Source organism: Mariprofundus ferrooxydans PV-1, from assembly GCF_000153765.1.
In the GTDB taxonomy this organism is placed as follows: domain Bacteria; phylum Pseudomonadota; class Zetaproteobacteria; order Mariprofundales; family Mariprofundaceae; genus Mariprofundus; species Mariprofundus ferrooxydans.
Map to the genome: position 1 here is coordinate 829,203 of NZ_DS022294.1, position 22,748 is coordinate 851,950.

Sequence of the window (22,748 nt, forward strand, 5' to 3'; positions counted from 1 at the left end):
CGTCCCTGGGGACAGCTTAGATGGCTTTCAATGCTTATGCCAGCGCTGTTTTCCTGTTGCCGGTTATTCCGCCTGATGAAAGGCCAGCGACTCAACCACCTTACCGCCTCTGAAGTGCTCATTCACAATACGATCAATACCGGCTTCATCCAGATGGCAATACCAGACACCCTCCGGGTGCACGACCATGATCGGCCCCTCGCAACATACGCCCAGACAACCGGCCCTGTTCACGCGCACGGCGTCGGGATCACCCATGATCAGTCCCGCCTCTGCGACACGTTTTTTCAAATAGTTAAGCAGTGGCAGATTTTCTCCACAACTTTTGCCGCAGCACATAATCGCATGCCGCTTATAGGGTGCCAGTACAGGCTTGTTCATGACTCGTCTCTCCAGGTGGTGCGGGATGCCACTACATCGCCGATAATGACAATCGCCGGCGATAGTGCCTGTAGTTGCCCGGCGGCTGCCTGCTGCAGGGTGCCGATTGTCGTATGCTCGTCCCTGGTTGTGGCTGCGTGAATGATAGCAACTGCCGTTTCTGCATCCAGTCCTGCATCAAGCAGGCAGGATCCAATGCGTTCCAGATTTCGCGCTGCCATATAGAATACCAGCACCGGAAAAGCACTGACCAGCGCCCGCCAGTCCATGCGACTCTCATCGCTGGCCTCATGGCCGGTGAGAAAGGCCAGCGTGGCATTGACCGAACGATCTGTGACCGGAATACCGGCCATGGCCGGAGCTGCAACACCGGCCGTGATACCTGGAATAATACGAAAGCGGATACCGTGTGCGGCCAGTGCCCGCACCTCTTCACCACCGCGACCGAATACAAACGGGTCGCCACCCTTGAGCCGAACCACACGTTTGCCCGCTTGCGCCCGTGCAATCAGCAGATCGCAGATATCACTCTGGCTGGCCGAAGGACGACCGCCGCGCTTGCCCGCCGCAATGATTTCAGCATCGGGCGCAGCCATCGCCATCACTTCATCCGACACCAGCGCATCATGGACAATGACATCACAGTCGGCGATCAGCCTGGCAGCCGCCAGTGTCAACAGGGCAGCAGCGCCGGGACCTGCACCCACGAGAGCCACTTCACCGGCTATAAGAGGCGCATCCAGTTTCATACAGACTCCTTCAGGCAGTTGGCGATGAGTGCTGTAAAACCATCGTAACTGCTCAACACAGGTGCCAGTGTTACATCTGTTGCAAACGACGCATCAATCATCTGCCGCAATCTAGCAAGCGTGTGTCCATCAAACAGCAACATCGGTTGTACGGTTACCGCTCCGATTTCATCACGTTGCCACAGATTCAGGACACTGGTGATCGAAGGCTCGGAGTGCATGGAGCCCGTAGCGACAAGCGAACAGCGCTTGTTCTGCGCATGCAGCGCAGCAGCCACCGCTTCAAAGCCGGCAAAGCGGTAAAGGGCAAAGAGTATATTCACCCGCTTGCTCTCACGGGTCAGGTGGTCATAGGCCATGGCTGAAAAATCTGCAGCATGATCGCTCAACGGCGCCAGCAGCGTACAGTTTGAGGCAGCAGCCATTGCCGGCACATCTTCCATCATATGCTTACCGGCACCCAGAAACAGCGGCAGCACCTGCGCCCCCTCAGGCAGAGACTCATCCGAGAGGAATGCGCTGCAGACCTCCTCTCCCAGTATCGCGGATACATCCGATGCCAACGTGCGCACCTGTGCTGCATGCGCCGCTGCAGGGGAACCATGTGCCAGCAGTACCTTCATCTCGCCACACCCTATTCCGGCACGAGCCAGCTGAACTGTTTGCGCCCCTTGCCATCGGTAAGCTTGTCGCATACCCAGTTCAGCGACTGCTGCATCGCCTGCTCCGCATGCCATGGCGGGTTAACGATCAACATGCCTGAGCCGTGCATCTGCATATCCGGAAAGAGATCGCCGCAATCAAGTTCAATGCGCAGAATCTTGCGTATGCCGGAGTGCTTGAGCTCCCTGAATAGCTCATTGTGGCGTTCAGCCGGCAGCAGCGGATACCAGATCACATAAACACCGCCGGCAAACTTCCGGTGCGCGCCTGCAACAGCTTTGGCAATAGCGCGATACTCCTCCTTCACCTCGTAAGAGGGGTCGAGAAAGACCAGACCACGCTTCTCCTTCGGCGGCAACATCCCCTTGATTGCCTCGAAGGCGTCTCGCTTGAGCAGGCTGAACCTGCGACTGGCCTGAAAAGAGACGCGCAACGTATCGAACTCCTGCGGATGCAAGTCGCACGCTGCAATACGGTCGCCCTCCCGCGCCATCGCATGCAGCATGGCGGTAGAGCCGGGAAAACGGGTATAGGAATCATCCATATTCAGCGATGCAATCAATTTAAACCAGCGCCGGACACCGGGCGGGTTGGTGGGCTCATCCCGTAGCGGCCATAGCTTGCCTACGCCGCTATCGGATTCCCGATTTTTCAGCGCTTCCGGCGAATTCAGGTCATAGATACCCCGGCTGGCGAAGGCATCAAGCATAAATATCGGCGCATCTTTGTTGAACATACCCGCTGCCACGTCGCCGAGGATAATATGTTTCAATACATCGGCGTGATTGCCAGCGTGATAGGAGTGTTGGTAACTGAGCATGCCGCCACCCTGCAGGGATTCGCGCCGAATGCATAGCCCATTCAATATAGATGCATCATACAATGGTTGCGTTATACAACTATATCGCTAGAGTGCGGCGAAAGGAGAAACAGATGAGCGAATTGAATTCGGATTTTCAACTGGAGGAGGCCATCGGCATGCACGTCAACCGTACTGCATTCCTGATGACCGAAGAGATCGCCAAACGCTTTGCCAGCCACGACCTCCCGCTATCGGCTCAGGATTTCGGCATCCTCTTCCGCCTGCAAAAGCAGGGACCCGTAACACAGGTGGAGATCGCCTCAATGATGATGCGCGACAAGACCACCATCACCCGCCGCATTGACGGGCTGGTGAAGAAGGGGCTGGTGGAGCGCAAGCCCTGCCCTGATGACCGGCGCTACTTTCGCGTCGGCTTAACCAAAGCCGGGCAACAGGCGCTGGTGGTGATGATTCCGCTCGTGCGTGCTTTCCAGCAGGAGGTGCTCAGCGATATACCCGATGAAGAGAAAGCCATCACCATCAGAACACTAAAACAGATATCAGACAAACTGATTAAACTGAAATAAAGGAGAAAGAGATGAAAAAAACAACACCACACTGGATTGCAATTATAGTACTGCTGGCCGTTCTCGCGGCAGGTGCAGTGAAAATCATCGTCATCGGCAATACGGAAAAAGCAGCCGATGGCCGCACGGCAGTAATTCTGGAGCCGGCTGAGCGGGAGGCTGTACTGGGAGAGATGAGGCTGCTGCTGGAAACCACGCAGACAATAGTCGCGGCACTGGCCAATGACGATCTGACTGCAGTGGAAGCCGCTGCGCGTCCAATCGGCAGCGCCGCAATTGCCACGGTGGATTTCCGCCTGCGCGCCAAGCTGCCGCTGGAGTTCAAGCAGCTGGGCTTCGGTACCCACTACGCCTTTGACGATATCGCCAACATGGCCAAAGAGGGCAAGCCTGCCAAGGCGATCCAACAGAAGTTGGCGGAAACGATGAACAACTGTATTGCCTGCCATGCCAGCTTTCAGCTGCCGACGGCACCATTCAAGCAAGGAGAGTAATATGACGACAGAACGCGTTATTCGTATCATTGCAGGATTTTTTATCATGCTGTCGGTATTTCTCAGCTCCCAATATAATGCCACCGTGCTGACCGGGCCGACCTGGCTCTGGTTCACGCTGTTTGTCGGGGCGAACCTGTTCCAGTCCGGCTTTACCCGGTGGTGCCTGATGGAGAAGGTCCTTGTCAGGCTGGGTGTGAAGCCGGGCGGCGCATGCGGCAGTTGCGGATGATCTGAATCAGCATATCTGCAAGCCTGAGATACCGACACGCCTGCGAACAGCGACCCGTGGTACAGCCACCGGTTGCATCAGGGCGCGCGCAGTCGGATACTTGCTCAGGCTTGCCGGTTGCTGATCTGTGCCGGTAACCAGGAGGTATCTATGAAGAAAGCCCTGCTTCTGGCAATCATCATGTTATTAACAACTACTGCCCGGGCCGCTGACAATCTCAATGAAGGAAAGCAGTTGCTGCAGGATAACTGCATGGGCTGTCACAATGCCGAGCTCGATCCGCCAATGGGGCCTCCGATGTTTGCGGTGCAGAAGCGCTATAAAATGGCAACTTCCGACCGGAATGACTTTATCAATCAACTGACGGTATTTACGTTGCACCCCTCCGAGGATCGGGCCGTGATGATCAATGCGGTCGAGCTGCTCGGTGTGATGCCCGATATTGGTGCCGATGAAGCCGATGTGCGCAAGATTGCCGCCTATATCCATGATACCACCTTTGCCCCGCCGTGCGCCCACTGGCAGGCGAGCATCAAGGCGGCCAGAGCACGCGGCGACATGCGGCACGCAAAAAAAGATCAGATGATGTATAATAGAATGTGCAAATAGCGGCTGCGACAATGTGTCCTGTGACACGGATGCTGCTAATCGTCTATCATATAGTGCGAAAACTATTCCCTGTAGAGGTGCTGAAGATGAAGCGAGAAATGTATATGGGCATGATGCTGGCAATGACACTCGGTGTGATGGGCGGCTCAACAGCCGCATACGCCAGCGATGATAAACCGAAGGTATACGGGCGTGAGCTGATGAGCGGGCAGGAGCGCAGCGAGCAACGTCAGAAGATGCGCAACATGAATGAAACAGAGCGCGAGCAGTATCGGGCAGAGCAACATGAGCGCATGCGGGAGCGGGCCAAAGAACAGGGAAAACAGATTCCGGCTGAGGTTGGCGAGCGCAAAAAGGGCATGGGACAAGGTGCCGGTCGTGGCAGCGGTATGGGGCAAGGTGCCGGTCGCGGCAGCGGTATGGGGCAAGGTGCCGGTCGTGGTAGCGGCATGGGACAAGGTGCCGGTCGTGGCAGCGGTATGGGGCAAGGCGCCGGCGGCGGTCAGCGAGGCAGATAGGCGGATGGAAGGCCCTGCATTGCAGGGCCTTCTGGTTTAGGGACTATTCAAACTCTCGCGAGACGGGAGAAGCACCGTTTGCTAATAGCGCAGGAAACGTGCCCTGATCCGCTCTGTCTTGCCGCTTAATTCGAAGGTGGCAAGGCCGGTGAGGATCAGCAGTGACCCTGCGATAATTTGCAAGCTCAGTGGTTCATGATTGAGCACATGCCCAAGAGCCAGCGCGCAGAGCGGTGTAATCAGTGTCAGCAGCGCCACCCGCGTTGCATCGACCTTGCTCAATACATAATAGTAGAGTGCAAAGCCGAGCACCGACCCCAACAGAGCCAGATAAGCGATAGCGCCGATCGTGCGGGTGGAGAGCTGGTCCGGCAACATTGCACCGCTGACCAGCCAGGCGGCCAGAAACAGCGGCGCGGCAAACAACAAGCCGCCGCTGGTTTGAACAATGGCAGGCACCTCCGGCCTGATCCGCTTGATCCATACCGCACTGGCGCAATGAATACTCACCGCCACCAGTATGCCAAGCACACCGAGGGCAGCCTGATCATGCAGACTCAAGCTACTGCCGAATATTACCAGCAATCCGGAGAGCCCCGTCAGCATGCCGAACAGGCGCGGGCGGGTCAGCGGCTCCGCATCCAGCCAGAGACGAGCCATCAGGGCAGTGACAATCGGTGAGATGCCGAAAATGACAGAAATCCAGCCGGTAGGGATGTATTGCGCAGACCAGTAAACACCCATCATACTACCGAAAATGCCGAAGCCGGCAGCCATATAGGCAAGCATGGCACGACGATGCCAAACCATTCCGGCCCCCATCAGGGCGGCAATGATCAGCGCCAGCACGGCACCGATCAGCATACGGCTGCTGACACCAAAGACAAAGCCGACCTCCTGACTGCTCCACAGAATAGCCAGCGGGGTGGTACTCCAGATAAGGATAACGCCCAAATATGCCGATGGTACACCCATTTTCATCTCCTGTTGTCTCGTCCGTTAAAACAGCCTTCACGGCAAAATAGCCGTTTGCAGGCACAAAAAAAACGGCCATGGATTCATCAAAACCCATGGCCGTTTAAACTGATTCAGTACTTAACGAATCAACATACTCCGGCGCACAGGGGATCACTCCAGCGGGCCACTAGCCAGCCGAATGGAACTACCTTTTTGTGCGCAAAATACGTGTTCATGACGGCAGAGTGTCACTGCCAGCAGCTCTGCGTCAACCGGCATGAGAAGCGCTGTGGCAGGAGTGCACAGGCGCATCGACACCCGATGGCGTGTATTTGTTACTGCAGGAGAAGATCAGGCGGGTATTGTATGGCGTGTGCAGGGAGGTGAATGGTGCGAATATTCAATAACATAGTAATCGGACTCTTCCTTCTGTTGACCGGCTGTGCGACACCCTCCGAGCAGCAATTTAAACTGGCTCAACAGAGCGTGCAGCAGGGCGATTATGACGCGGCCTTTAATCAGGCAGCGCAGTCGCTACAGGCGAATATCGGTAACTATAAGATGATCGGTCTGTTTCCCGGCATCACCAGGCAGGCTTATGCGCAGCAGTTAAGCCAAATCGATCACTATAAACAGGCGCGTAAGTGGGATCAGGCGGCCCACGGCTATGACCGCATCAGTGTCATGAACCGGACACTCAAGCAGCTGCAGCAGGCGCTGGCACTATTCGGCAACAGGGTGAATACGTCAAAAGCGAACAGGGCGGCGATTAACAGTATGCTGGCCATAGAGCCGCGTGATGTGGACGTGCAGCGCAATGATGCGTACAAAGTCGCTGCAGAGGCGCATTACGCCAACGGCCAGCGCTATGCCAAAGGCGGTGCCTTCCGGCAGGCACAGTCGGAGTTCGCCGGAGCCCTGTCATTCATCAATCCATACAGGGATGCCGGAGCACAGGCTGCAAAGAACGGACACCTAGCCGATCTTGCTGATGCAAAAATGTATTACAGGCAGGCTGTGCAGGCCGTGCAACAGCAGCAGTACCGGGCAGCAGCCAACGCCTTTGCCAGGGCAGACGGGTTTATTCCCGGCTACCGGGATGCCTATGCGCTGGCCGCAAAATATAAGGCTATCGCCGATCAGGCGGATGCGCTCTTACACTACCAAAGCGGCAAGCAGCTGGCGGCAGAGCATCAGTACAGGGCTGCAGCAACCGCATTTACAAAGGCATTGTCATTTGTACCCGGATATCAGGACGCATCTCTGCTGGCCGCCCGTTATACCAGACTTGCCGACAGGGCGGATGCTGATCGCTATTACGAGCAGGGGATACAGCTGATGCGGGCAGATCGCTTCGCCGAGGCTGCCCGCTCATTCGCTCGGGCGGATCAGTTTGTACCCGGCTACCGCGATGCCCGTGACATGGCGGCAAGAGCCGCTTATTTTGTACCACCGGATGATAATCAGCTCATGCATATCGTGCAGCAGAGCGTGCAACTGGGCATACCGATCAGTTGGTTGCATGATGTACATCGCGGCTATACCGAGAATGTGCAGATCCGCAGCATCAGCGTGCTTCGGCAAGGACGATTTAATCATCGACACGAGTTCTGGCCATACCGCTTGCGACTGAGCGGCACATGCAAACTGGGGATCGCCAGGGGTAACGAGCAGGTCGTGGGTTTTGATGCCGTCGTGGATTATCGTGTGTTCAGGAATGATTTCGGCGACTGGCAGGCAAACTTCAGGGAGACCCGCAGCAACCATTGAGTCCACCAGCACCTGCAACGAAGAAGGCCTTCCAGCGGGACATAGCCTTCCAACATACATGTTCACACGTCAGCCGGAGGGCCGTCGCTTCACACGCGCCCGGTGCACTGTTGCAAAACCACCACAGCTGACAGGCAACGCATGTTAAAGTTGTCTGGATCGTTGACTATAATCAGAGGCAAAACAGCGCAACATGTCGTCAATCAGCAAGGAGGTATTATAATCCCATGGCTGTTTCCCCTCCCGATCCCATAGAGTTTTACACCCGCCTGCGGCACGACGGGCCATCAGAGCAGATTATCAGCGACTTTTCCGCAGCCATGCGCATGCTGCTGGCGCAGCTTGAGCGGGATCTGAGACGCGATGGCGAAAGCGAGTTCGGCGGGCGGCGCGAGGCGGTACTGCATGCACTGGCCGACACGGTACCTGCGATGCTCATGCATGTGGACAGGTTCGAGGCCACCGCACTGCATGCCTCGGAGAATGAGGCCGAGCGTGAAGCCGTGCGCAATATTGTCGCCAATGTTGCCGCCGACCATAACTTCAGCGGGCTTGCCGCAGCCCGCCAGAGCGTACCGCAGGCCAACGAGGCAAAGTTTGATCAGGGACTGGGCGGCACACTGATCGGTGAGACGCCGGAAATGGCAAACAAGTTCAACGACCTGAGCACACTTTTCCCGCCCCTTGCGATCATCGCGGCAATAATCCGAAACATCGGTATTTTCGGCCGCACAGCGCTTGAGCTATCCGGCGGCGATGAGGTCGGCGAACAGCTCGAAAACAAACTGGAGTACGTGATCGGTCAGGTTGGTGTAATCAAGGATGGCATTGCCGGGCTCTCGAACGGGCAGGACAAAATTCAGACGGTAACCGAGCGGATCGATCGCGAGGCTGCAACACTGGAACAGAAGCTGCTGATCCTGGGTCGCCTGCTGGGCAGTACACTGGTCGGCGAGCCGTGGAACATTGAGCCGATGACAACAACTCCGAACAAGCTGCCTGCCCGCGATGTCAAACAGGAGCTGCACGATATTGAAGCACTGCTGCGCGCCCTGATTACCATCATCACCGGCTGGACGCCGCCACCACCTGATAACGGCGATCCTCCGCCACCCCCACCGTTGCCGCCGCTGCCACCGACACCCGAAATTCCACCTGTGATCGACAGTCGCCTGAAGAAGATATTTGTCTATGAGGAGGGTGTCTTCACGCCACAGTCGGTAGCCGATGAACAGGTGATCGATGTGAAAACTGCTGCCTTTGATCTGTTCGGCTGGCTGGATTTAAGCGGCATGCGTAGCGGTGATATGGTAGAAACAATCGTCTCCGTCTCTATTGCCGGTCGTCCCCTCGTCACTCTGGAGAAGCGGACATTTTATCAACCGGGACTCTATTCACTGGCGGATTTTGCCCGCGGTGAAAGCCGGATCTCCGGCAATCATATCCGCATCGGCATCCGGCAATCGCGCTCCGTCGACAGCTTTGCATCGCTTATTGAGCTGCCCTACCAGTTTGTTGTCGAAAGCCAGTGAACCGGCTTCAGCCGCCCTCGTTGTCCTGCAGGCGAATGCCGTCATTGGTGATCAGGATGATCTTGCGTTTGTAGAGCGAGCCGACAGCCTTTTTGTACATCGCCTTGCTGAGGTTGAATGCTTGCCTGATCTCATCCGGTGAGCTCTTGTCGGTGATGGCGAGAAATCCGCCGCCGCGCTTGAGCGCCTTGAGGATGATGTCGCAGGCATCATCGGTCTTGTCGCGTGCGCGCAGATGCAGGGCAATGTCGATCTTGCCATCCTCGCGGATATTTTTGACAAAACCTTTCAGCCGCTCGCCGCGTTTGAGCGGGTGTACAATCTCGTAGTTGTGCAGCAGCCCCCAGTGGGTGTTGTTGATAATCACCTTGTAACCCAGATCGGATTTGTTGGCGACAAACAGATCCACCTCTTCACCGGCTTCAAAATCATTTTCACTCTCTTCATAGAGGAAATCATCCAGCCGGGCCGAGGCGACGATGCGGTTGCTGCTCTCATCGAGGTAGACACGCACCACATAGCGCTTCTCCTCCTCCATCTCATGGATCTGTTCGGAGAACGGCACCAGCAGATCTTTCGACAGCCCCCAGTCGAGGAATGCCCCCATACGCGTGATCGATACCACCTTCAGGCAGGCAAACTCTCCCACCGTTGCATAGGGCTTTTCCGTGGTGGCGATGATGCGATCTTCCGAATCGCGGCAGATAAATACCGGCAGCTCTTCGTCAATCTGCCATTTTTTCGGCACATAACGGATCGGCAGCAGGATCTCTCCCTGCTCCCCCCCATCCAGATAGAGGCCGAAATCGACCTCCTTGACCACCTTCAACCTGTTCAGCTTGCCTATTTCAACCATCAGAAAACCTCATCTTGCCAATACTGCATGTGAGACAGGCAGCTTTATACAGGCGATTCAAACAGATCCGCTCTCATCACCCGACTGATCGGAGAGCGCCGCACTCTCGGTCAGGTGCTTGGGCAGCTCCTTTCTGGTCTTACCTGCCAGCTTACCCAGGGTGGCGATCTGGTTGATAACATTGCCGGGACCGGTGCGGATACGGTTGAGTGATGTGTCATAAGCCGAGCGCGCCTGCTCCAGTCTGGCACCGATCTCTTCAAACGACTCGATAAATGAGACCATCTTGTCGTGCAGCTTTCCGGCCCTATCGACCAGCTTGACCACATTCTCGCTCTGCCGCTCATAGCGCCAGAGCTGCTCGATCAGTTTCAGTGTTGCATAGAGTGTGGAGGGCGTAACCACGGCCACCCGCTGCTCAAAAGCCGCCTCGAACACGCCCGGATCGGCCTCAATCGCCATCAGGTAGGCCCCTTCAATCGGCACAAACATCAGCACATAGTCGGGTGTATGGACATTTGGCAGATGGTTATAGTTTTTTGACGAGAGCCCCTGAATATGACTTTTCAGGCTTCTGACATGGGCTGTCAGTGCCAGTTTGCGCTTGTCGTCATCCTCAGCCGATACGGCGCGCTCATAATCGGTCAGCGACACCTTGGAATCGATGATCACCTGCTTGTCACCCGGCATGTAGACGACCACGTCCGGCCGCAAGCGCCTGCCATCCTCACCGGTAAACGACTGCTCGCGGGCGAACTCCTTACCCTCGCGCAGGCCGGAGGTTTCCAGAATACGTTCAAGAATCATCTCGCCCCAGTTACCCTGCGCCTTGCTCTGTCCTTTAAGCGCATGGGTCAGGCCGATGGCATCCTCGGACATCTGGCGATTGAGCTTCTCCAGCTGGTTCAGATGCTCACGCAGCGAGGCGCGATCTTTGGCATCGTTGAGGTGCACTTCATCCACCCGTTTGCGGAACTCGCCCATCTGCTCCCGCATCGGCTTCAGCACCTCATCGATACTGCTGCGGTTCTGCTCGGAGAAGGTTTTGCCCCGCTCCTCAAAAATCTGGTTGGCCAGCAGTTTGAACTCGTGACCCAGCTTCGTCTTCGCCTCTTCCAGCAGCGCCAGCTTCTCGGCGGCGGCCTCGCGATCCTTGGTGATGGCAATATTCAGCTCGGCAATATGCGCCTCTTGCCGGCTGTTGCGTTCAGCAAGCTCGCCTAGCGCCGCCTCTTTCTCCGCCAGCCGGGACTCCAGCGCGGCCCTGAGCGCCTCGCTGTTTTCCAGCCGCTCGCTGATGGAGGCGCTGGCCACCCGATAATCGGTAATCTCCCGACTCTGGCTCTCGATCAGCGCCTGCCTCTCTGCAGCGACCGTCTCCTGCTCGGCGCTGTGCGCCTCAAGCGATGCGATGCGCTCCTGCTGCTTGCGATGGGTGAGCCACCATACAATCAGTACGAGCAGTAGCAGGGAAAAGAGGGCGACGAGAACGGGAGTGATTTCAAACATGTCTGCAAAAGTAACCTGCCGGCAGCAAAGAGACAATCAACCGCTGCCGCTGTACGCCTCTTCAGCAGATGTGGGTCAGATCAGAGCAGGCTATTAACATGCCCTCCGGGATGCCCGCAATCGACTGCCGGCTCAACCGATCGAGCCTGACCCTGTTGGCTCCGTTCTTTGACGGCTTTACTCATACAGACTATGCTCGAATCCGGACGAGGATTATTTATGCGACCAAATAGATACTCATAAAATTGAAACTCTACTCATACGTTGTTGATCATGACCACGGATTGTCGCCAAATCCAGCCGATGATTTTTGTACTCTGGTACACTGCAAATTCAATAAATCTGGGAGGCGCAGAAATATCGTCGAGATGGCAGAAGTAGGAGACTGGGTACTTGGAACGGGGGGAGAAAATTCAGAAAGTGCGGGAAATGGAAAAATCGTTTACCTCATGCGCGTTGATGAAACGCCATCTTTTCTGGATTTCCTTAAAGACGCTCGCTTTTTTGGGCGCGCAGATCACTGTGATCTAGGCGAAGGTAATACCGCAGCTCTTGTCTCAAAACATTTCTACTATTTCGGTCGTAATGCCGTGGATATACCACCACAGTTTCGCAACTCTTCGCTTGAGAAAAAAGGGCCAGGGTACCGTTCCGACATGACACTACAACAAATTGAGAAATTTATCTCATGGATCCAGAAAAACAAAAACACCGGAGTTCATGGAGAGCCATGTTCCCCCATAAATAACTACATGCAGCCTTCTCAAACTTCTTGCCCATCTTCATGTCTCAAACCACCACTGCTTCAATCTACACCAATTTGCAAAACAAAATGTTGATAATATTGGTCCAATCTTATCATCCGAGAATGACAGCCCAGGAACGGCCTGCCCCCCCTGTTGGTTCTGGCCTTTGACGGGTTTACCCATGCAGCCTATGCTCGAATCCAGAAGGGGGATTATTTATGCGCCCAAATAGATACTTATACTCACTAATAAATTCTCGGAGCATTTTGCGCCCTCGAACAAGCGGATAGAGATCACGTCTTCTGCATGAGGAACTCAACCACCCAGTCCAGCGCCGTTATATCGTAATTAGAACCAAAATAAAGGAAATAAAATGATTTCAATCGCAATGTTTAACAACAAAGGCGGAGTAGGCAAGACAACATTGACTTGTAATCTTGCTGCTTATTTTTCAAATGAGTTTAGAAAAAGAGTTTTAGTTGTTGATTGTGACCCCCAGTGCAATGCAACTCAGCTAATCATGGGGGAAGAATTCGCTACTGAATTTTATTGGAATAATCAATTTGCCCCTCCAGTAACTTCTATCAGAGATATCTTACAACCCATTGAGGATGGTGATTCGCAAATATCTTTCGATATTCGGCCAATTATTAGCTCGAAAAACAGATTCAATGTGGACCTTATCCCTGGGCATCCTGGTTTTTCTATCGTTGAGGACCGCCTTGGAGCTGCTTGGCATGAATTGTTAGGCGGTGATATCGGCGGCATAAGGAAAAATAATTGGAATACTGATTTTTGCAAGAAACTAGAAGATAAATATGACATAATATTTTTCGACCTTGGTCCCAGCCTTGGCTCAATAAATAGAAGTGTTCTAGTCGGTTGTAATTATTTTATAACTCCTATGGGCACAGATATATTCAGTATATTAGGCGTTAAAAATATTGCAGACTGGATTACGAGGTGGGCCGAACTTTATGAAAATAGCATATCATTATCTGAACAACGTAATCCTGGCAGACTCGCCAATTACAACATCAATCAAACTCCCAAGATAACGAACGGCTATATTGGATATACAATGCAGCAATATATTACTAAAGCCAAACAAGGAATAAGGCGTCCGACATCTGCATACGAGAAAATAATTACTTCCGTTCCAAATGTAATAAATGAATCATTAGGTTCGTTTTTCGCTAATGGGATAGATATAAATAATGCAAAACTCGGTGATGTACCACATCTTTATAGCCTGATACCGCTTGCCCAATCTGTAGCTTCCCCCATATTAAATTTAAAGAATGCTGACGGTTTAGTTGGAGCACAATTTAAGCAGAGAGAAAATTACAATGAGCTAATATCTTCAATCTCAAATCGTATATTATCAAATCTCGGGGGGGCTATTTAAAATGGAATGGCCTGTTTCGTTAATAGCAGAGCTTGCCGCTAGAAGATGCATTGTATTTTTGGGTGCTGGAGCTTCAACTTCTTGCTTGCCTCAATCCGGAAGCACAAAACCACCAGGGTGGAGTGTTTTTTTAGAAAAGTTAAAGACACAAATACCTGCCGGCACTGATGTCACAGAAATAGACAATTTGATTTCTAAAGAAAAATACCTTGATGCTGCTGAAATTATTTTAAACAAAATATCACCTGCTGATTTCACAAGAATAATTAGAGAGTTATTTGTTGCTCCTAGGTATCAACCTTCTTCAATACATGAATCCATATTAAAAATTGATCCAAAGATTATTGTAACAACAAATTATGACGACATCTACGATAGTTACTGCCGGACTGGGATGGCACGGGATGGGTATAATATTTGTAAATACTATGAAAAACACCTTGTGGCGGATTTGAGATCACCAGTAAGGCTTGTCGTAAAGGCACATGGTTGCGTATCTGATCCAGCTCAGATTGTCCTGTCGCGTTCCCAATATTTTATGGAGCGCCAAAATAATAGTACATTCTATTCTGTTTTAGATGCTTTATTTATAACGCATACTTTGCTTTTTATTGGTTACAGCATGTCAGATCCTGATATACAACTAGTTTTAGAAAACTCTTCAATTGCAGCGCCTAGTGCTCATCCGCATTATGCATTTATACAAGATAATATTTCAGATGACATTGAGAGTGCCTTAGCTAAATCATATAACATCCAATATCTAAAATACCCGGAGGGCGACCATGATTATGCAAATGAGGCAATTATTGATTTAGCCGAGAGTGTAGAACAATTCCGGGTAACTAATCCAATTTGAACGATAACAGTCATATTCACCAGGCAGCATGAGGCGCGATGGCGCTGATGCGGCAAGTTTAGACGCGGGAGACGCGGTGCCTGGTCTATCATTGTTGCATTTTCCGAGCCTCATTCCGGCGACATAACACAGAATCACTTCACAACAGCAGGTCATATTTTACAGCAGCCGGTCATCTAAGGTTTGGTCGGAAGCGACCATTCAGATTGCTCTTAGAAACCGGCGCGACAGAGATCAGGTGATGGTGAAGTCGGGCGAGGGCGTCTGTGCCGGTGCGGGACAAACCTCAACATGATCGACGTGGGCCGTGGCCGGGCCGTGCGCAAGCCAGGCCTGCATTGAGGCCAGCTGCTCAGCGTCGCCGCAGATGCAGGTTTCCACGCTGCCGTCAGGCATATTCCTGACCCAGCCGGTGATGCCGAGCATCCTGGCCTGAGCCTGCGTGTAATATCGGAAGCCGACACCCTGAACGCGGCCACGAATGCGTAGTAACAGGCAGGACATCAGAAATCCGGGGTGAGGATGGTATCTCTCGCCACAGGCAGCGTTGCAGGATAATCGGTAGAGTAGTGCAGGCCGCGCGACTCATGCCTGCTCTGGGCGCTCATGACAATCAGCTCGGCCATCTGCTCCAGATTACGTAGCTCAATCAGATCCTGGCTGACCGGATGTTTCCAATAATAGGCCTCTATCTCTTCGTGGATGATGCGCAGACGTCGTCTGGCCCGGCGCAAGCGCTCATCCGAGCGCACGATACCGACATAGTGTGACATAGTGGCGCGTATCTCATCCCAGTTCTGCTTGATCTGGATGCGCTCATGCTCCGGTTCAATGCCGCTGTCATCCCACAGCGGCGCACTCTCTGGCATCGCACGCGGATGAGTCAGGATATCTGCGGCACAGTAGTCGGCCATCACCAGGCATTCGAGCAGCGAGTTGCTGGCCAGACGATTGGCGCCATGCAGGCCGGTGCAGGCCGTCTCACCAATCGCATAGAGACCGTCAATGGCTGTTTTGCCACTCATATCGGTCTGAATACCGCCGCACAGGTAGTGGGCCGCCGGTACAATCGGGATGGGCTCAGTCGTCATATCCAGCCCCAGCTCCAGCAGGCGACCGTGAATATTGGGAAAGTGGTTGAGAATCGTATCGCTGCCGATCGGTCTGGCATCGAGATACATACTATCCGCACCCTGTTTTTTCATCTCATGATCGATAGCGCGTGCGACAATATCACGCGAAGCCATTTCGCCTCGCTCATCATAATCGAAGGCGAAGCGTCTGCCGTGAGCATCCACCAGGTGCGCTCCCTCACCGCGCAGCGCTTCTGAAAGCAACATGCTGGAACCTTCCCGATGATAGAGACAGGTCGGGTGAAACTGGATGAACTCCAGATTCATGACCGGACATCCGGCACGCCAGGCCATGGCAATACCATCGCCGGTAACAGCATGCGGATTGGAGGTGAACATATAGACCTTGCCTGCCCCGCCCGTGGCCAGAATGGTGCAGCCGGCAGAGACGGTAATCACCTGACCGGCCGGGTCCAGCAGGTAGGCGCCCAGACAACGGTTTTTCCTGCCACGGCCCAGCTTGCGCGTGGTAATAAGGTCGATGGCTGTATGCTCTTCCAGTCGCCGGATATTCGGATGTGGTGCAATACTCTCCAGCAGGGCTTCGCTGATGGCGCGGCCGGTGGCATCACGGGAGTGGGCGATGCGACGGTTACTGTGGCCGCCTTCTCGGGTCAGGTGCAATTCACCATCACAGGTATCGAACTTCGTGCCGATAGAGGCCAGCTCCTGCACGATTCTGTGCCCCTGCATGACAATGCCACGCACCGTATCCTCATGGCAAAGGCCGGCTCCGGCGATCAGCGTATCCTGCACATGCGATTCGATGGAATCTGTTGCAGAGAGTACACTGGCGATACCGCCCTGCGCGTTCCAGGTGCTGGAATCCTGGAAGCGCCCCTTGTTGACCAGCAACACCGAGCCGTGCCCTGCAAGCCGGCTGGCCGCCAGCAAGCCCGACGCTCCGCTGCCGATAATCAGGTAATCTGCTTCCAGACGCAGTTTCTCATTGGCCATAGGGGTGCTATCCTAGCCTTGCAAGATGGGAATGGAGAAGCAAAAGGTGTTTTTTCTACACTGGTGCAGGTCATGGGGCTGTGTAAGATACGCTCCGCCGGCTCCGGTTCACAATCGGAAGACGACGTATAGGAGTCCATTTGGAACAACAGGTAAGTGTCGTGGCTATCGAAGGAGATCAGGTGCTGGTACAGGGGCGGCGGGCGTCTGCCTGCGGCAAATGCGCCGGTCAGAGCTCCTGCTCGACCATGGGCTCCTGGGTGGAACGTGTTGCCGAGTTGCGTGTGCAGAATACATTGCACGCGCGGGTGGGCGATCAGGTACTACTCGATGTGCCGGACTCCCTGTTATTAAAAGTATCATTCCAGTTGTATGCCTTGCCCATGCTGGCCTTTGTATTTGTCGGTGCGCTTATACGCGCTCTGGCAGTACATATGGGCTGGTGGCAACCCGATGCAATAGCTGCACTGGCCGGCATTGCTGCCGTGTTTGGCTGCTATGCCCTGATTCGGGCGCGCGTAGCGGCCGGTCGCAACCCCCTGGATGCACGTATGATCAGGGTGATCCAAAGTGCCGATGTATGCACCAACACCGGTGAGTCCGTTCCATCAAATTGAAAGCTTTTATTCATCTTTTATTCATCTGACACGCTTAAAAAGCGGTCTGATTTTACTGCCAAGGAGTACAGATTGAGTCATATCAAACGATTGTTCCCGCTAGTATTAATTACAGTAATGTGGGCCCTGCCTGCACACGCCATGCCTGACAGCTTCGCCGACCTGGCTGCTGCACAGGCCGATTCGGTAGTAAATATCAGCACAACCAAACGCGTCAAGAGTGTACAGGGGCTGCCTCCGGGATTCGGATTTCCAAAGGGTTCTCCGTTTGATGACTTTTTTCATGACTTTCTCCGGAACATGCCCGAGCGGGAGCAGCATGCGCTGGGTACCGGTTTTATTATCAGTTCCGACGGCTATATCGTAACCAACAACCATGTGGTCGATTCTGCCGATGAAGTGCTCGTTAAAATGCGGGATGGTTCCGAACATAAAGCGAAGGTGATCGGCACAGATAGCAAGCTCGATGTAGCACTGCTGAAGATCAAGGCCAGTCACTTAAAGGCCGTAAAACTGGGTGACTCCGAAGCATTGCGTGTAGGCGACTGGGTGGTTGCCATCGGTAACCCGTTCGGTCTGGAACAGACGGTAACCGCCGGCATCGTTTCGGCCAAGGGTCGCGTGATCGGCTCCGGCCCCTATGATGATTTTATTCAAACCGATGCCGCCATCAATCCCGGCAATTCAGGTGGTCCGCTGTTCAATGTTCGCGGTGAAGTGATCGGTATCAATACCGCAATCTATTCACGCAGCGGCGGCAATAACGGCATTGGTTTTGCCATTCCGGTGAACCTGGCCAAATCAGCCATTGATGAGTTGCGCAGAACCGGCCATATCACTCGCGCCCGTCTTGGTGTTCATATCACCGATGTCGACGAGGAAACGGCCAAGGCACTGGGCCTGAAAAATCGTGAGGGTGCACTGGTACCTCAGGTTGAGGCGGGCTCGGCGGCTGAAAAGGCGGGCATTCGTGCCGGTGATGTGATCATCTCGATCGACGGCATACAGGTCAAAAAAGCGCACGAACTGCCGATCCGCGTTGCCAGACACACACCGGGCGACAAGGTGAAAATCGGCATTATTCGTGACGGTAAGGAAAGAATCATCACCGTAACCGTGGATACCATGCCGGATGACAAGGTGGCCAGCCGCCATACTCCCGGCCAGACGGACAAGGTGCGTCTCGGTATTGTGGTACAGGAGTTGACCCGCGATATCGCCCGTCAACTGCATACACGTGTCCATCATGGTGTTGCCGTTGAACGTGTGCAGCCGGGTATGCCGGCAGCTCGTGCCGGAATTATGCGCGGTGACGTGATTTACCGGATTAACGGAGAAGATGTGAAAAGCATGAAAGCATTTACCTCCACCATCAGTGCATTCAAGCCCGGTTCCGTACTGCGTGTCATGCTTGACCGTGGCGGCGACCAGGTATTCGCTCTGATTCAGCTGCCGAAACAGCGCAACAAGAACTAACAACGTGTCGACGACAACACCACTGCTGCCGCACATTCAGATGATGAGCCGCCGTGACTGCTGCCTTTGCGATGATGCAGGGGCGGTAATCACGGCGGCCGCTGAACAGGGGTGGTGTACATGGGAATCGATCAATGTAGAGCAGGATAAGGGATTGCTGCTGCGTTATGGCATGGATGTGCCGGTATTGGTCTCTGAGGGCGAAGTACTGTTTAAACACAGGGTCACTGCCGAACAGCTGGAATCCGCACTGCTGGAGATCGCAGACAGAGGCCGGGAGGCGGCATGACAATCCGCTGGCTGATTGTTCTGGCTGTACTGGCGGCGCTCGGTGCGATCATCTGGTATGCACTGCCAGAGGCTCCTGTCTCTGTGGATGCCGGCAGTAAGCGTATCGAGTTTACACTGCCCGACCTCAACGGAGTGCCGCAGAGTTTGCCCAAAGGTGAAGTCATACTGCTGAACTTCTGGGCAACCTGGTGTCCTCCATGCCGCCGGGAGATTCCCTCCATGGCTGAGTTACACCAACGTTTTGCCGGCAGCGGGCTGAAGATTGTAGCCGTATCGGTAGACCAGCGGCTGAGCGATCTGAGTAACTTCGTTAAAGAGTATCAGATGCCGTTTCAGGTACTGCATGATGGCGATGGTGCGATCTCGCACAGTTACGGCGTATTCCGCTATCCCGAATCGTTTCTCATTGATCGCCATGGCGTCGTCCGTCAACATCTGATTGGTGCGGTAGACTGGTTGAGCGCTCCGGTTATCAGCACCATTCAGTCCATGCTGGCTGAGCCGCCGGTTGCCGCCGGCAGCGTCCCCGCAACCGCCCCTGCAGGCGGCTGATGACGGAGAAGGCGACGCTTACTGCCCGCATCGAACACCTGCGCAGCCAGCTTCGCGAGCATAACTACCGCTATTATATTCTGGATGCGCCGGTCATCAGCGATGCTGAATACGACCGTCTGCTGCGTGAGCTGGAGTCGCTGGAAGCCGAACTGGGCGAGCCGGTACCGGCAGACTCTCCCACCCGAACCGTCGGTGCGCCGCCATCACAGGTGTTCACGACGCGCACGCATGGCGAAGCCCTGCTGTCACTGGCCAATGCCTTCTCCGCAGGTGAGGTGGAGGCTTTTGTTCGCCGTATCGGCGAGACACTGCCGGCCACCACACTCTCTTTTATTGTCGAGCCGAAAGTCGACGGATTGGCGGTCAATCTGCGTTACGAGCAAGGTTCATTGACCATCGCAGCTACGCGTGGCGACGGCACGACCGGTGAGGATGTAACCGACAATGTACGTACGATCGGCGATATCCCGTGGCAATTGAAACAGGTCGACGGTATCGAGCTGCCGACAGTACTGGAGGTGCGCGGCGAGATCTATATGTCCCGCGAGGCTTTTGCTGCACTCAATGCCCGTCAGGATGCCGAAGGGGCACAACCGTTTGCCAATCCCCGTAATGCTGCTGCCGGCTCCCTGCGCCAGCTTGATGCCCGTGTAACCGCCAGTCGCCGTCTGGGATTCTTTGCCTATGGCGCAGGCCTGGGCGGCAGGGCGATTGCTTCGAGTCAGTCACAACTGCTCGAACGCCTGGCCGGATTCGGTTTTGCCGTGCAGAAAACCGCATGTGCAGACGATCTGGAAGGACTGCTGGCGACCTATCAGCAGCTGCAGCAACAACGACCGGATATGCCCTACGAAATTGATGGTGTCGTTTATAAGCTGGATGAGTTTGCCTTACAGGATCGCATGGGGGCTGTTGCCCGCTCTCCACGCTGGGCCATTGCCCACAAGTTTCCCGCCGAGGAAGTTACAACCACGGTAAAGGATATCATCTGGCAGGTGGGACGCACCGGAGTGATCACCCCGGTGGCCGATATGGAGCCGGTAGCCGTTGGCGGCGTAGTGGTCTCGCGCGCCACCTTGCACAATATCGATGAATTGAAACGCAAACAGGTCTATGCCGGCGCCCGCGTGATCGTACGCCGGGCCGGCGATGTGATCCCGGAAGTGGTCAGGGCAGTGGATGTGGATGCTCAGGCGATGATGCCCAAGGCCCCTGCTCAATGTCCCGTGTGTGGTGCATCCCTGTTCCGACTGGAGGGCGAGGTGGCCATTCGCTGCAGCGGCGGCCTCTCCTGCTCGGCACAACTGACAGAGCGGCTGCGCCATTTTGTTTCGCGCGGCGCCATGGATATCGAAGGTATGGGCGACAAACTGATTGCCCGGCTGGTCGATGAAGGCTGTTTGAACGATATCGCCGACCTGTACGAATTTGATTATGCCTCACTGCATGAGTGGCAGGGTATGGGTGAGAAAAAGATCACCAACCTGCAGCTCTCCATAGAGCGGAGCAAACAGCGGCCTCTGGCCCGCTTCCTGCATGCGCTGGGTATACGCCATGTCGGTTCGGCAACGGCCGCAGCACTGGCCACCCACTTCGCGGATCTGGAGCTGTTGATGCAGGCCGATGAGGAAGCGCTGCTGGCTGTACCTGATGTCGGACCGGAGGTCGCCGGCAGTATCCTGAGCTTTTTCCGGGAGCAGCATAACCGTGATGTCATCGACCGCCTGCTGGCAGCAGGCGTCACGCCGGAGGCTCCCCAACAGCAGCAGCATGATCACCCGCTGGCCGGCAAAACCGTGGTGCTGACCGGCAGCTTTGTCGCCATCAAACGGCGTACGGCACAGGAGCAGTTGCGCGCACTCGGTGTGCGTCCGAGCGGTTCGGTATCGAAGCAGACCGATCTCGTCATTGCCGGGGAGAAGGCCGGTTCCAAGCTGACAAAAGCCCGCGAGCTGGGTATCGAAGTAGCGGATGAAGCACAACTACTGAGCTGGCTTAACTGGCACTGATTAGCCGCACACATTCGGCCCCGGGGCTTGAAACATCGCTGCACTAACCTTACAAAAGATTGCAATAGTGTCGGTATCAACCGATGCCGAGAATCGATTATATGGAGGCAGACAAACGATGGCAGCAGCACTGGAACTTTCCAGCCTTTCCCTGTTCTCGCGCGAGATGCGCAAAACACCCCGGCTCGATCGGGCGGAAGAGACGCGGCTGGCCAGACTGTGGCACGACCAGGGTGACCGCGAGGCGGCACGCCAGCTGGTGGTTGCCAATCTGGGCGGCGTTGCTGCCATTGCCCGCGAATACAGGCATTTCGGCCTGCCGGAGATGGATCTGATTCAGGAGGGTACGCTGGGTCTGATGCATGCAGTCAAACGATTTGATCCGGAGCGCGGATTCCGCCTGATGACCTATGCCTCATGGTGGGTGCGTGCCGCCATTCATGATTTTATCCTGCACTCCTGGAGCATCGTTAAGCTGGGCACCAACAAATTGCAGCGCCGCGTGTTTGCCGGCCTGCAGAAGGCAAAAAATGCCATTGCCGCTTTCGACGGTAGCAGGGCCGATGATGTCGCTGCCGACTTCGGCATCACTGCCGGCGAATATCAGGAGGCAGCCGGTGCCTTTTTGCAACGCGATCTCTCACTTGATTGCGCCTGTGATGAGGGTGGCGATGCCATGGTGCATAATCTGGAGTCGATGGATGCCTCACCTGAGCAGATTGTCACCGACAATAACTGGAGCGAGCACCGGCAGGCGGGCCTGTATCATGCGTTGAGCACCCTGCCCGAACGTGACCGCCTGATCCTGCAGCGCCGTCACCTGAGTGATGAGCCGGCCACACTGAAAGATCTGTCGGAAGAGTTCGGCGTCTCCATGGAGCGCATACGTCAACTCGAAGCGCGTGCCATGAAACAGCTCAGGGAGTCGCTTGTTAATCAATAAGCTCTGGGTCAGCGATCGGGATAAATTATAACCTTCGCAATAGTGCCGGATCGTATCTGATTCAATAAAGCGACAGCAGATCTTTTCCTGCTATA

General features: G+C 54.7%; 25 protein-coding genes. 16 read left to right on the forward strand and 9 right to left on the reverse strand.

Annotated features, from left to right (window positions below):
• Positions 1 to 63: 63 nt before the first annotated feature.
• The 4 genes from SPV1_RS03875 to SPV1_RS03890 are packed head-to-tail and all read right to left on the reverse strand — an operon-like array spanning position 64 to position 2,613.
• On the reverse strand, positions 64 to 381 hold the full coding sequence (locus tag SPV1_RS03875) for a (2Fe-2S) ferredoxin domain-containing protein (RefSeq protein WP_009849803.1): 318 nt from the start codon (positions 379 to 381) through the stop codon (positions 64 to 66).
• Entirely contained in the window at positions 378 to 1,130 is a 753-nt protein-coding gene (gene cobA / locus SPV1_RS03880) for a uroporphyrinogen-III C-methyltransferase (RefSeq protein WP_009849804.1), read from the reverse strand. Before cobA ends, SPV1_RS03875 begins: the two co-directional genes overlap by 4 nt.
• On the reverse strand, positions 1,127 to 1,753 hold the full coding sequence (locus SPV1_RS03885) for a sirohydrochlorin chelatase (RefSeq protein WP_009849805.1): 627 nt from the start codon (positions 1,751 to 1,753) through the stop codon (positions 1,127 to 1,129). The genes cobA and SPV1_RS03885 overlap by 4 nt, the downstream gene beginning before the upstream one ends.
• An 11-nt stretch (positions 1,754 to 1,764) precedes the next feature.
• Positions 1,765 to 2,613, reverse strand: coding sequence for a 23S rRNA (adenine(2030)-N(6))-methyltransferase RlmJ (locus SPV1_RS03890; RefSeq protein ID WP_040881450.1), 849 nt, complete (start codon positions 2,611 to 2,613; stop codon positions 1,765 to 1,767).
• 113 nt (positions 2,614 to 2,726) lie between these two features.
• On the opposite strand from SPV1_RS03890, the gene SPV1_RS03895 reads away from it, so the two are divergent.
• From SPV1_RS03895 to SPV1_RS03915, 5 genes are all read left to right on the forward strand, one after another.
• The gene (locus tag SPV1_RS03895) at positions 2,727 to 3,182 is read left to right on the forward strand and encodes a MarR family winged helix-turn-helix transcriptional regulator (RefSeq protein ID WP_152909323.1); all 456 of its coding nucleotides are present in this window, start codon (positions 2,727 to 2,729) and stop codon (positions 3,180 to 3,182) included.
• 11 nt (positions 3,183 to 3,193) lie between these two features.
• Positions 3,194 to 3,676, forward strand: a complete 483-nt coding sequence (locus tag SPV1_RS03900) for a hypothetical protein (protein WP_009849808.1) — start codon at positions 3,194 to 3,196, stop codon at positions 3,674 to 3,676.
• A gap of 1 nt (position 3,677) precedes the next feature.
• On the forward strand, positions 3,678 to 3,908 hold the full coding sequence (locus tag SPV1_RS03905) for a YgaP family membrane protein (protein ID WP_009849809.1): 231 nt from the start codon (positions 3,678 to 3,680) through the stop codon (positions 3,906 to 3,908).
• Between the two features lie 150 nt (positions 3,909 to 4,058).
• Entirely contained in the window at positions 4,059 to 4,517 is a 459-nt protein-coding gene (locus tag SPV1_RS03910; protein WP_018294648.1) for a c-type cytochrome, read from the forward strand.
• A gap of 86 nt (positions 4,518 to 4,603) precedes the next feature.
• The gene (locus tag SPV1_RS03915; protein WP_040881452.1) at positions 4,604 to 5,035 is read left to right on the forward strand and encodes a hypothetical protein; all 432 of its coding nucleotides are present in this window, start codon (positions 4,604 to 4,606) and stop codon (positions 5,033 to 5,035) included.
• Positions 5,036 to 5,116: 81 nt separating this feature from the next.
• Here SPV1_RS03915 and SPV1_RS03920 read toward each other — a convergent pair whose 3' ends face one another.
• Positions 5,117 to 6,010, reverse strand: coding sequence for a DMT family transporter (locus SPV1_RS03920; protein WP_040881453.1), 894 nt, complete (start codon positions 6,008 to 6,010; stop codon positions 5,117 to 5,119).
• A gap of 369 nt (positions 6,011 to 6,379) precedes the next feature.
• Here SPV1_RS03920 and SPV1_RS03925 point away from each other — a divergent pair, with 369 nt between their 5' ends.
• A complete protein-coding gene (locus tag SPV1_RS03925) occupies positions 6,380 to 7,762 on the forward strand; it encodes an outer membrane protein assembly factor BamD (protein ID WP_009849813.1) in 1,383 nt (460 codons plus the stop codon).
• Between the two features lie 227 nt (positions 7,763 to 7,989).
• A complete protein-coding gene (locus tag SPV1_RS03930; RefSeq protein WP_009849814.1) occupies positions 7,990 to 9,294 on the forward strand; it encodes a hypothetical protein in 1,305 nt (434 codons plus the stop codon).
• Positions 9,295 to 9,301: 7 nt separating this feature from the next.
• Here SPV1_RS03930 and SPV1_RS03935 read toward each other — a convergent pair whose 3' ends face one another.
• Together SPV1_RS03935 and rmuC are read right to left on the reverse strand one after the other, a co-directional pair.
• Positions 9,302 to 10,150 (reverse strand): CvfB family protein, encoded by an 849-nt coding sequence (locus SPV1_RS03935; RefSeq protein ID WP_009849815.1) that lies wholly within the window; start codon positions 10,148 to 10,150, stop codon positions 9,302 to 9,304.
• A 57-nt stretch (positions 10,151 to 10,207) separates the two neighbouring features.
• A complete protein-coding gene (gene rmuC, locus SPV1_RS03940; RefSeq protein WP_009849816.1) occupies positions 10,208 to 11,659 on the reverse strand; it encodes a DNA recombination protein RmuC in 1,452 nt (483 codons plus the stop codon).
• Positions 11,660 to 11,904: 245 nt separating this feature from the next.
• Here rmuC and SPV1_RS14275 point away from each other — a divergent pair, with 245 nt between their 5' ends.
• From SPV1_RS14275 to SPV1_RS03950, 3 genes are all read left to right on the forward strand, one after another.
• Positions 11,905 to 12,498, forward strand: coding sequence for an Nmad2 family putative nucleotide modification protein (locus SPV1_RS14275; RefSeq protein ID WP_160315785.1), 594 nt, complete (start codon positions 11,905 to 11,907; stop codon positions 12,496 to 12,498).
• Positions 12,499 to 12,778: 280 nt separating this feature from the next.
• Positions 12,779 to 13,813: a ParA family protein gene (locus SPV1_RS03945; RefSeq protein WP_009849817.1), complete on the forward strand. Its 1,035-nt coding sequence runs from the start codon at positions 12,779 to 12,781 to the stop codon at positions 13,811 to 13,813.
• 1 nt (position 13,814) lies between these two features.
• A complete protein-coding gene (locus SPV1_RS03950) occupies positions 13,815 to 14,672 on the forward strand; it encodes an SIR2 family protein (RefSeq protein ID WP_081441963.1) in 858 nt (285 codons plus the stop codon).
• 234 nt (positions 14,673 to 14,906) lie between these two features.
• Here the strand turns inward: SPV1_RS03950 and yccX are convergent, their stop codons facing one another.
• Both yccX and nadB read right to left on the reverse strand, forming a co-directional pair.
• The gene (gene yccX / locus SPV1_RS03955; protein ID WP_009849819.1) at positions 14,907 to 15,176 is read right to left on the reverse strand and encodes an acylphosphatase; all 270 of its coding nucleotides are present in this window, start codon (positions 15,174 to 15,176) and stop codon (positions 14,907 to 14,909) included.
• Entirely contained in the window at positions 15,176 to 16,762 is a 1,587-nt protein-coding gene (gene nadB / locus SPV1_RS03960) for an L-aspartate oxidase (protein ID WP_009849820.1), read from the reverse strand. Before nadB ends, yccX begins: the two co-directional genes overlap by 1 nt.
• A gap of 140 nt (positions 16,763 to 16,902) precedes the next feature.
• Between nadB and SPV1_RS03965 the strand changes: the two genes are divergently transcribed.
• The 6 genes from SPV1_RS03965 to SPV1_RS03990 all read left to right on the forward strand — a co-directional run bounded on the left by SPV1_RS03965 (position 16,903) and on the right by SPV1_RS03990 (position 22,653).
• Positions 16,903 to 17,379, forward strand: a complete 477-nt coding sequence (locus SPV1_RS03965; RefSeq protein WP_009849821.1) for a SoxR reducing system RseC family protein — start codon at positions 16,903 to 16,905, stop codon at positions 17,377 to 17,379.
• 117 nt (positions 17,380 to 17,496) lie between these two features.
• Entirely contained in the window at positions 17,497 to 18,855 is a 1,359-nt protein-coding gene (locus SPV1_RS03970) for a DegQ family serine endoprotease (RefSeq protein WP_009849822.1), read from the forward strand.
• A gap of 43 nt (positions 18,856 to 18,898) precedes the next feature.
• A complete protein-coding gene (locus SPV1_RS03975) occupies positions 18,899 to 19,144 on the forward strand; it encodes a glutaredoxin family protein (RefSeq protein WP_231288273.1) in 246 nt (81 codons plus the stop codon).
• Positions 19,141 to 19,698 (forward strand): peroxiredoxin family protein, encoded by a 558-nt coding sequence (locus SPV1_RS03980; protein WP_009849824.1) that lies wholly within the window; start codon positions 19,141 to 19,143, stop codon positions 19,696 to 19,698. The genes SPV1_RS03975 and SPV1_RS03980 overlap by 4 nt, the downstream gene beginning before the upstream one ends.
• On the forward strand, positions 19,698 to 21,710 hold the full coding sequence (gene ligA, locus SPV1_RS03985; RefSeq protein ID WP_009849825.1) for an NAD-dependent DNA ligase LigA: 2,013 nt from the start codon (positions 19,698 to 19,700) through the stop codon (positions 21,708 to 21,710). The genes SPV1_RS03980 and ligA overlap by 1 nt, the downstream gene beginning before the upstream one ends.
• 118 nt (positions 21,711 to 21,828) lie before the next feature.
• Positions 21,829 to 22,653, forward strand: coding sequence for an RNA polymerase factor sigma-32 (locus SPV1_RS03990; RefSeq protein ID WP_009849826.1), 825 nt, complete (start codon positions 21,829 to 21,831; stop codon positions 22,651 to 22,653).
• Positions 22,654 to 22,748 lie beyond the last annotated feature (95 nt).

Bases quoted from the DNA above. Each gene is read 5' to 3' on its own strand.
- SPV1_RS03950 (WP_081441963.1), top strand. From the start codon at position 13,815: ATGGAATGGCCTGTTTCGTTAATAGCAGAGCTTGCCGCTAGAAGATGC.
- SPV1_RS03900 (WP_009849808.1), top strand. From the start codon at position 3,194: ATGAAAAAAACAACACCACACTGGATTGCAATTATAGTACTGCTGGCC.
- SPV1_RS03920 (WP_040881453.1), bottom strand. From the start codon at position 6,010: ATGGGTGTACCATCGGCATATTTGGGCGTTATCCTTATCTGGAGTACC.
- rmuC (WP_009849816.1), bottom strand. From the start codon at position 11,659: ATGTTTGAAATCACTCCCGTTCTCGTCGCCCTCTTTTCCCTGCTACTG.
- SPV1_RS03945 (WP_009849817.1), top strand. From the start codon at position 12,779: ATGATTTCAATCGCAATGTTTAACAACAAAGGCGGAGTAGGCAAGACA.
- SPV1_RS03980 (WP_009849824.1), top strand. From the start codon at position 19,141: ATGACAATCCGCTGGCTGATTGTTCTGGCTGTACTGGCGGCGCTCGGT.
- SPV1_RS03925 (WP_009849813.1), top strand. From the start codon at position 6,380: ATGGTGCGAATATTCAATAACATAGTAATCGGACTCTTCCTTCTGTTG.
- cobA (WP_009849804.1), bottom strand. From the start codon at position 1,130: ATGAAACTGGATGCGCCTCTTATAGCCGGTGAAGTGGCTCTCGTGGGT.
- SPV1_RS03935 (WP_009849815.1), bottom strand. From the start codon at position 10,150: ATGGTTGAAATAGGCAAGCTGAACAGGTTGAAGGTGGTCAAGGAGGTC.
- SPV1_RS03885 (WP_009849805.1), bottom strand. From the start codon at position 1,753: ATGAAGGTACTGCTGGCACATGGTTCCCCTGCAGCGGCGCATGCAGCA.
- SPV1_RS03875 (WP_009849803.1), bottom strand. From the start codon at position 381: ATGAACAAGCCTGTACTGGCACCCTATAAGCGGCATGCGATTATGTGC.
- nadB (WP_009849820.1), bottom strand. From the start codon at position 16,762: ATGGCCAATGAGAAACTGCGTCTGGAAGCAGATTACCTGATTATCGGC.
- SPV1_RS03890 (WP_040881450.1), bottom strand. From the start codon at position 2,613: ATGCTCAGTTACCAACACTCCTATCACGCTGGCAATCACGCCGATGTA.
- SPV1_RS03930 (WP_009849814.1), top strand. From the start codon at position 7,990: ATGGCTGTTTCCCCTCCCGATCCCATAGAGTTTTACACCCGCCTGCGG.
- SPV1_RS03910 (WP_018294648.1), top strand. From the start codon at position 4,059: ATGAAGAAAGCCCTGCTTCTGGCAATCATCATGTTATTAACAACTACT.
- SPV1_RS03975 (WP_231288273.1), top strand. From the start codon at position 18,899: ATGAGCCGCCGTGACTGCTGCCTTTGCGATGATGCAGGGGCGGTAATC.
- SPV1_RS03990 (WP_009849826.1), top strand. From the start codon at position 21,829: ATGGCAGCAGCACTGGAACTTTCCAGCCTTTCCCTGTTCTCGCGCGAG.
- SPV1_RS03915 (WP_040881452.1), top strand. From the start codon at position 4,604: ATGAAGCGAGAAATGTATATGGGCATGATGCTGGCAATGACACTCGGT.
- SPV1_RS03905 (WP_009849809.1), top strand. From the start codon at position 3,678: ATGACGACAGAACGCGTTATTCGTATCATTGCAGGATTTTTTATCATG.
- yccX (WP_009849819.1), bottom strand. From the start codon at position 15,176: ATGTCCTGCCTGTTACTACGCATTCGTGGCCGCGTTCAGGGTGTCGGC.
- ligA (WP_009849825.1), top strand. From the start codon at position 19,698: ATGACGGAGAAGGCGACGCTTACTGCCCGCATCGAACACCTGCGCAGC.
- SPV1_RS03895 (WP_152909323.1), top strand. From the start codon at position 2,727: ATGAGCGAATTGAATTCGGATTTTCAACTGGAGGAGGCCATCGGCATG.
- SPV1_RS03970 (WP_009849822.1), top strand. From the start codon at position 17,497: ATGTGGGCCCTGCCTGCACACGCCATGCCTGACAGCTTCGCCGACCTG.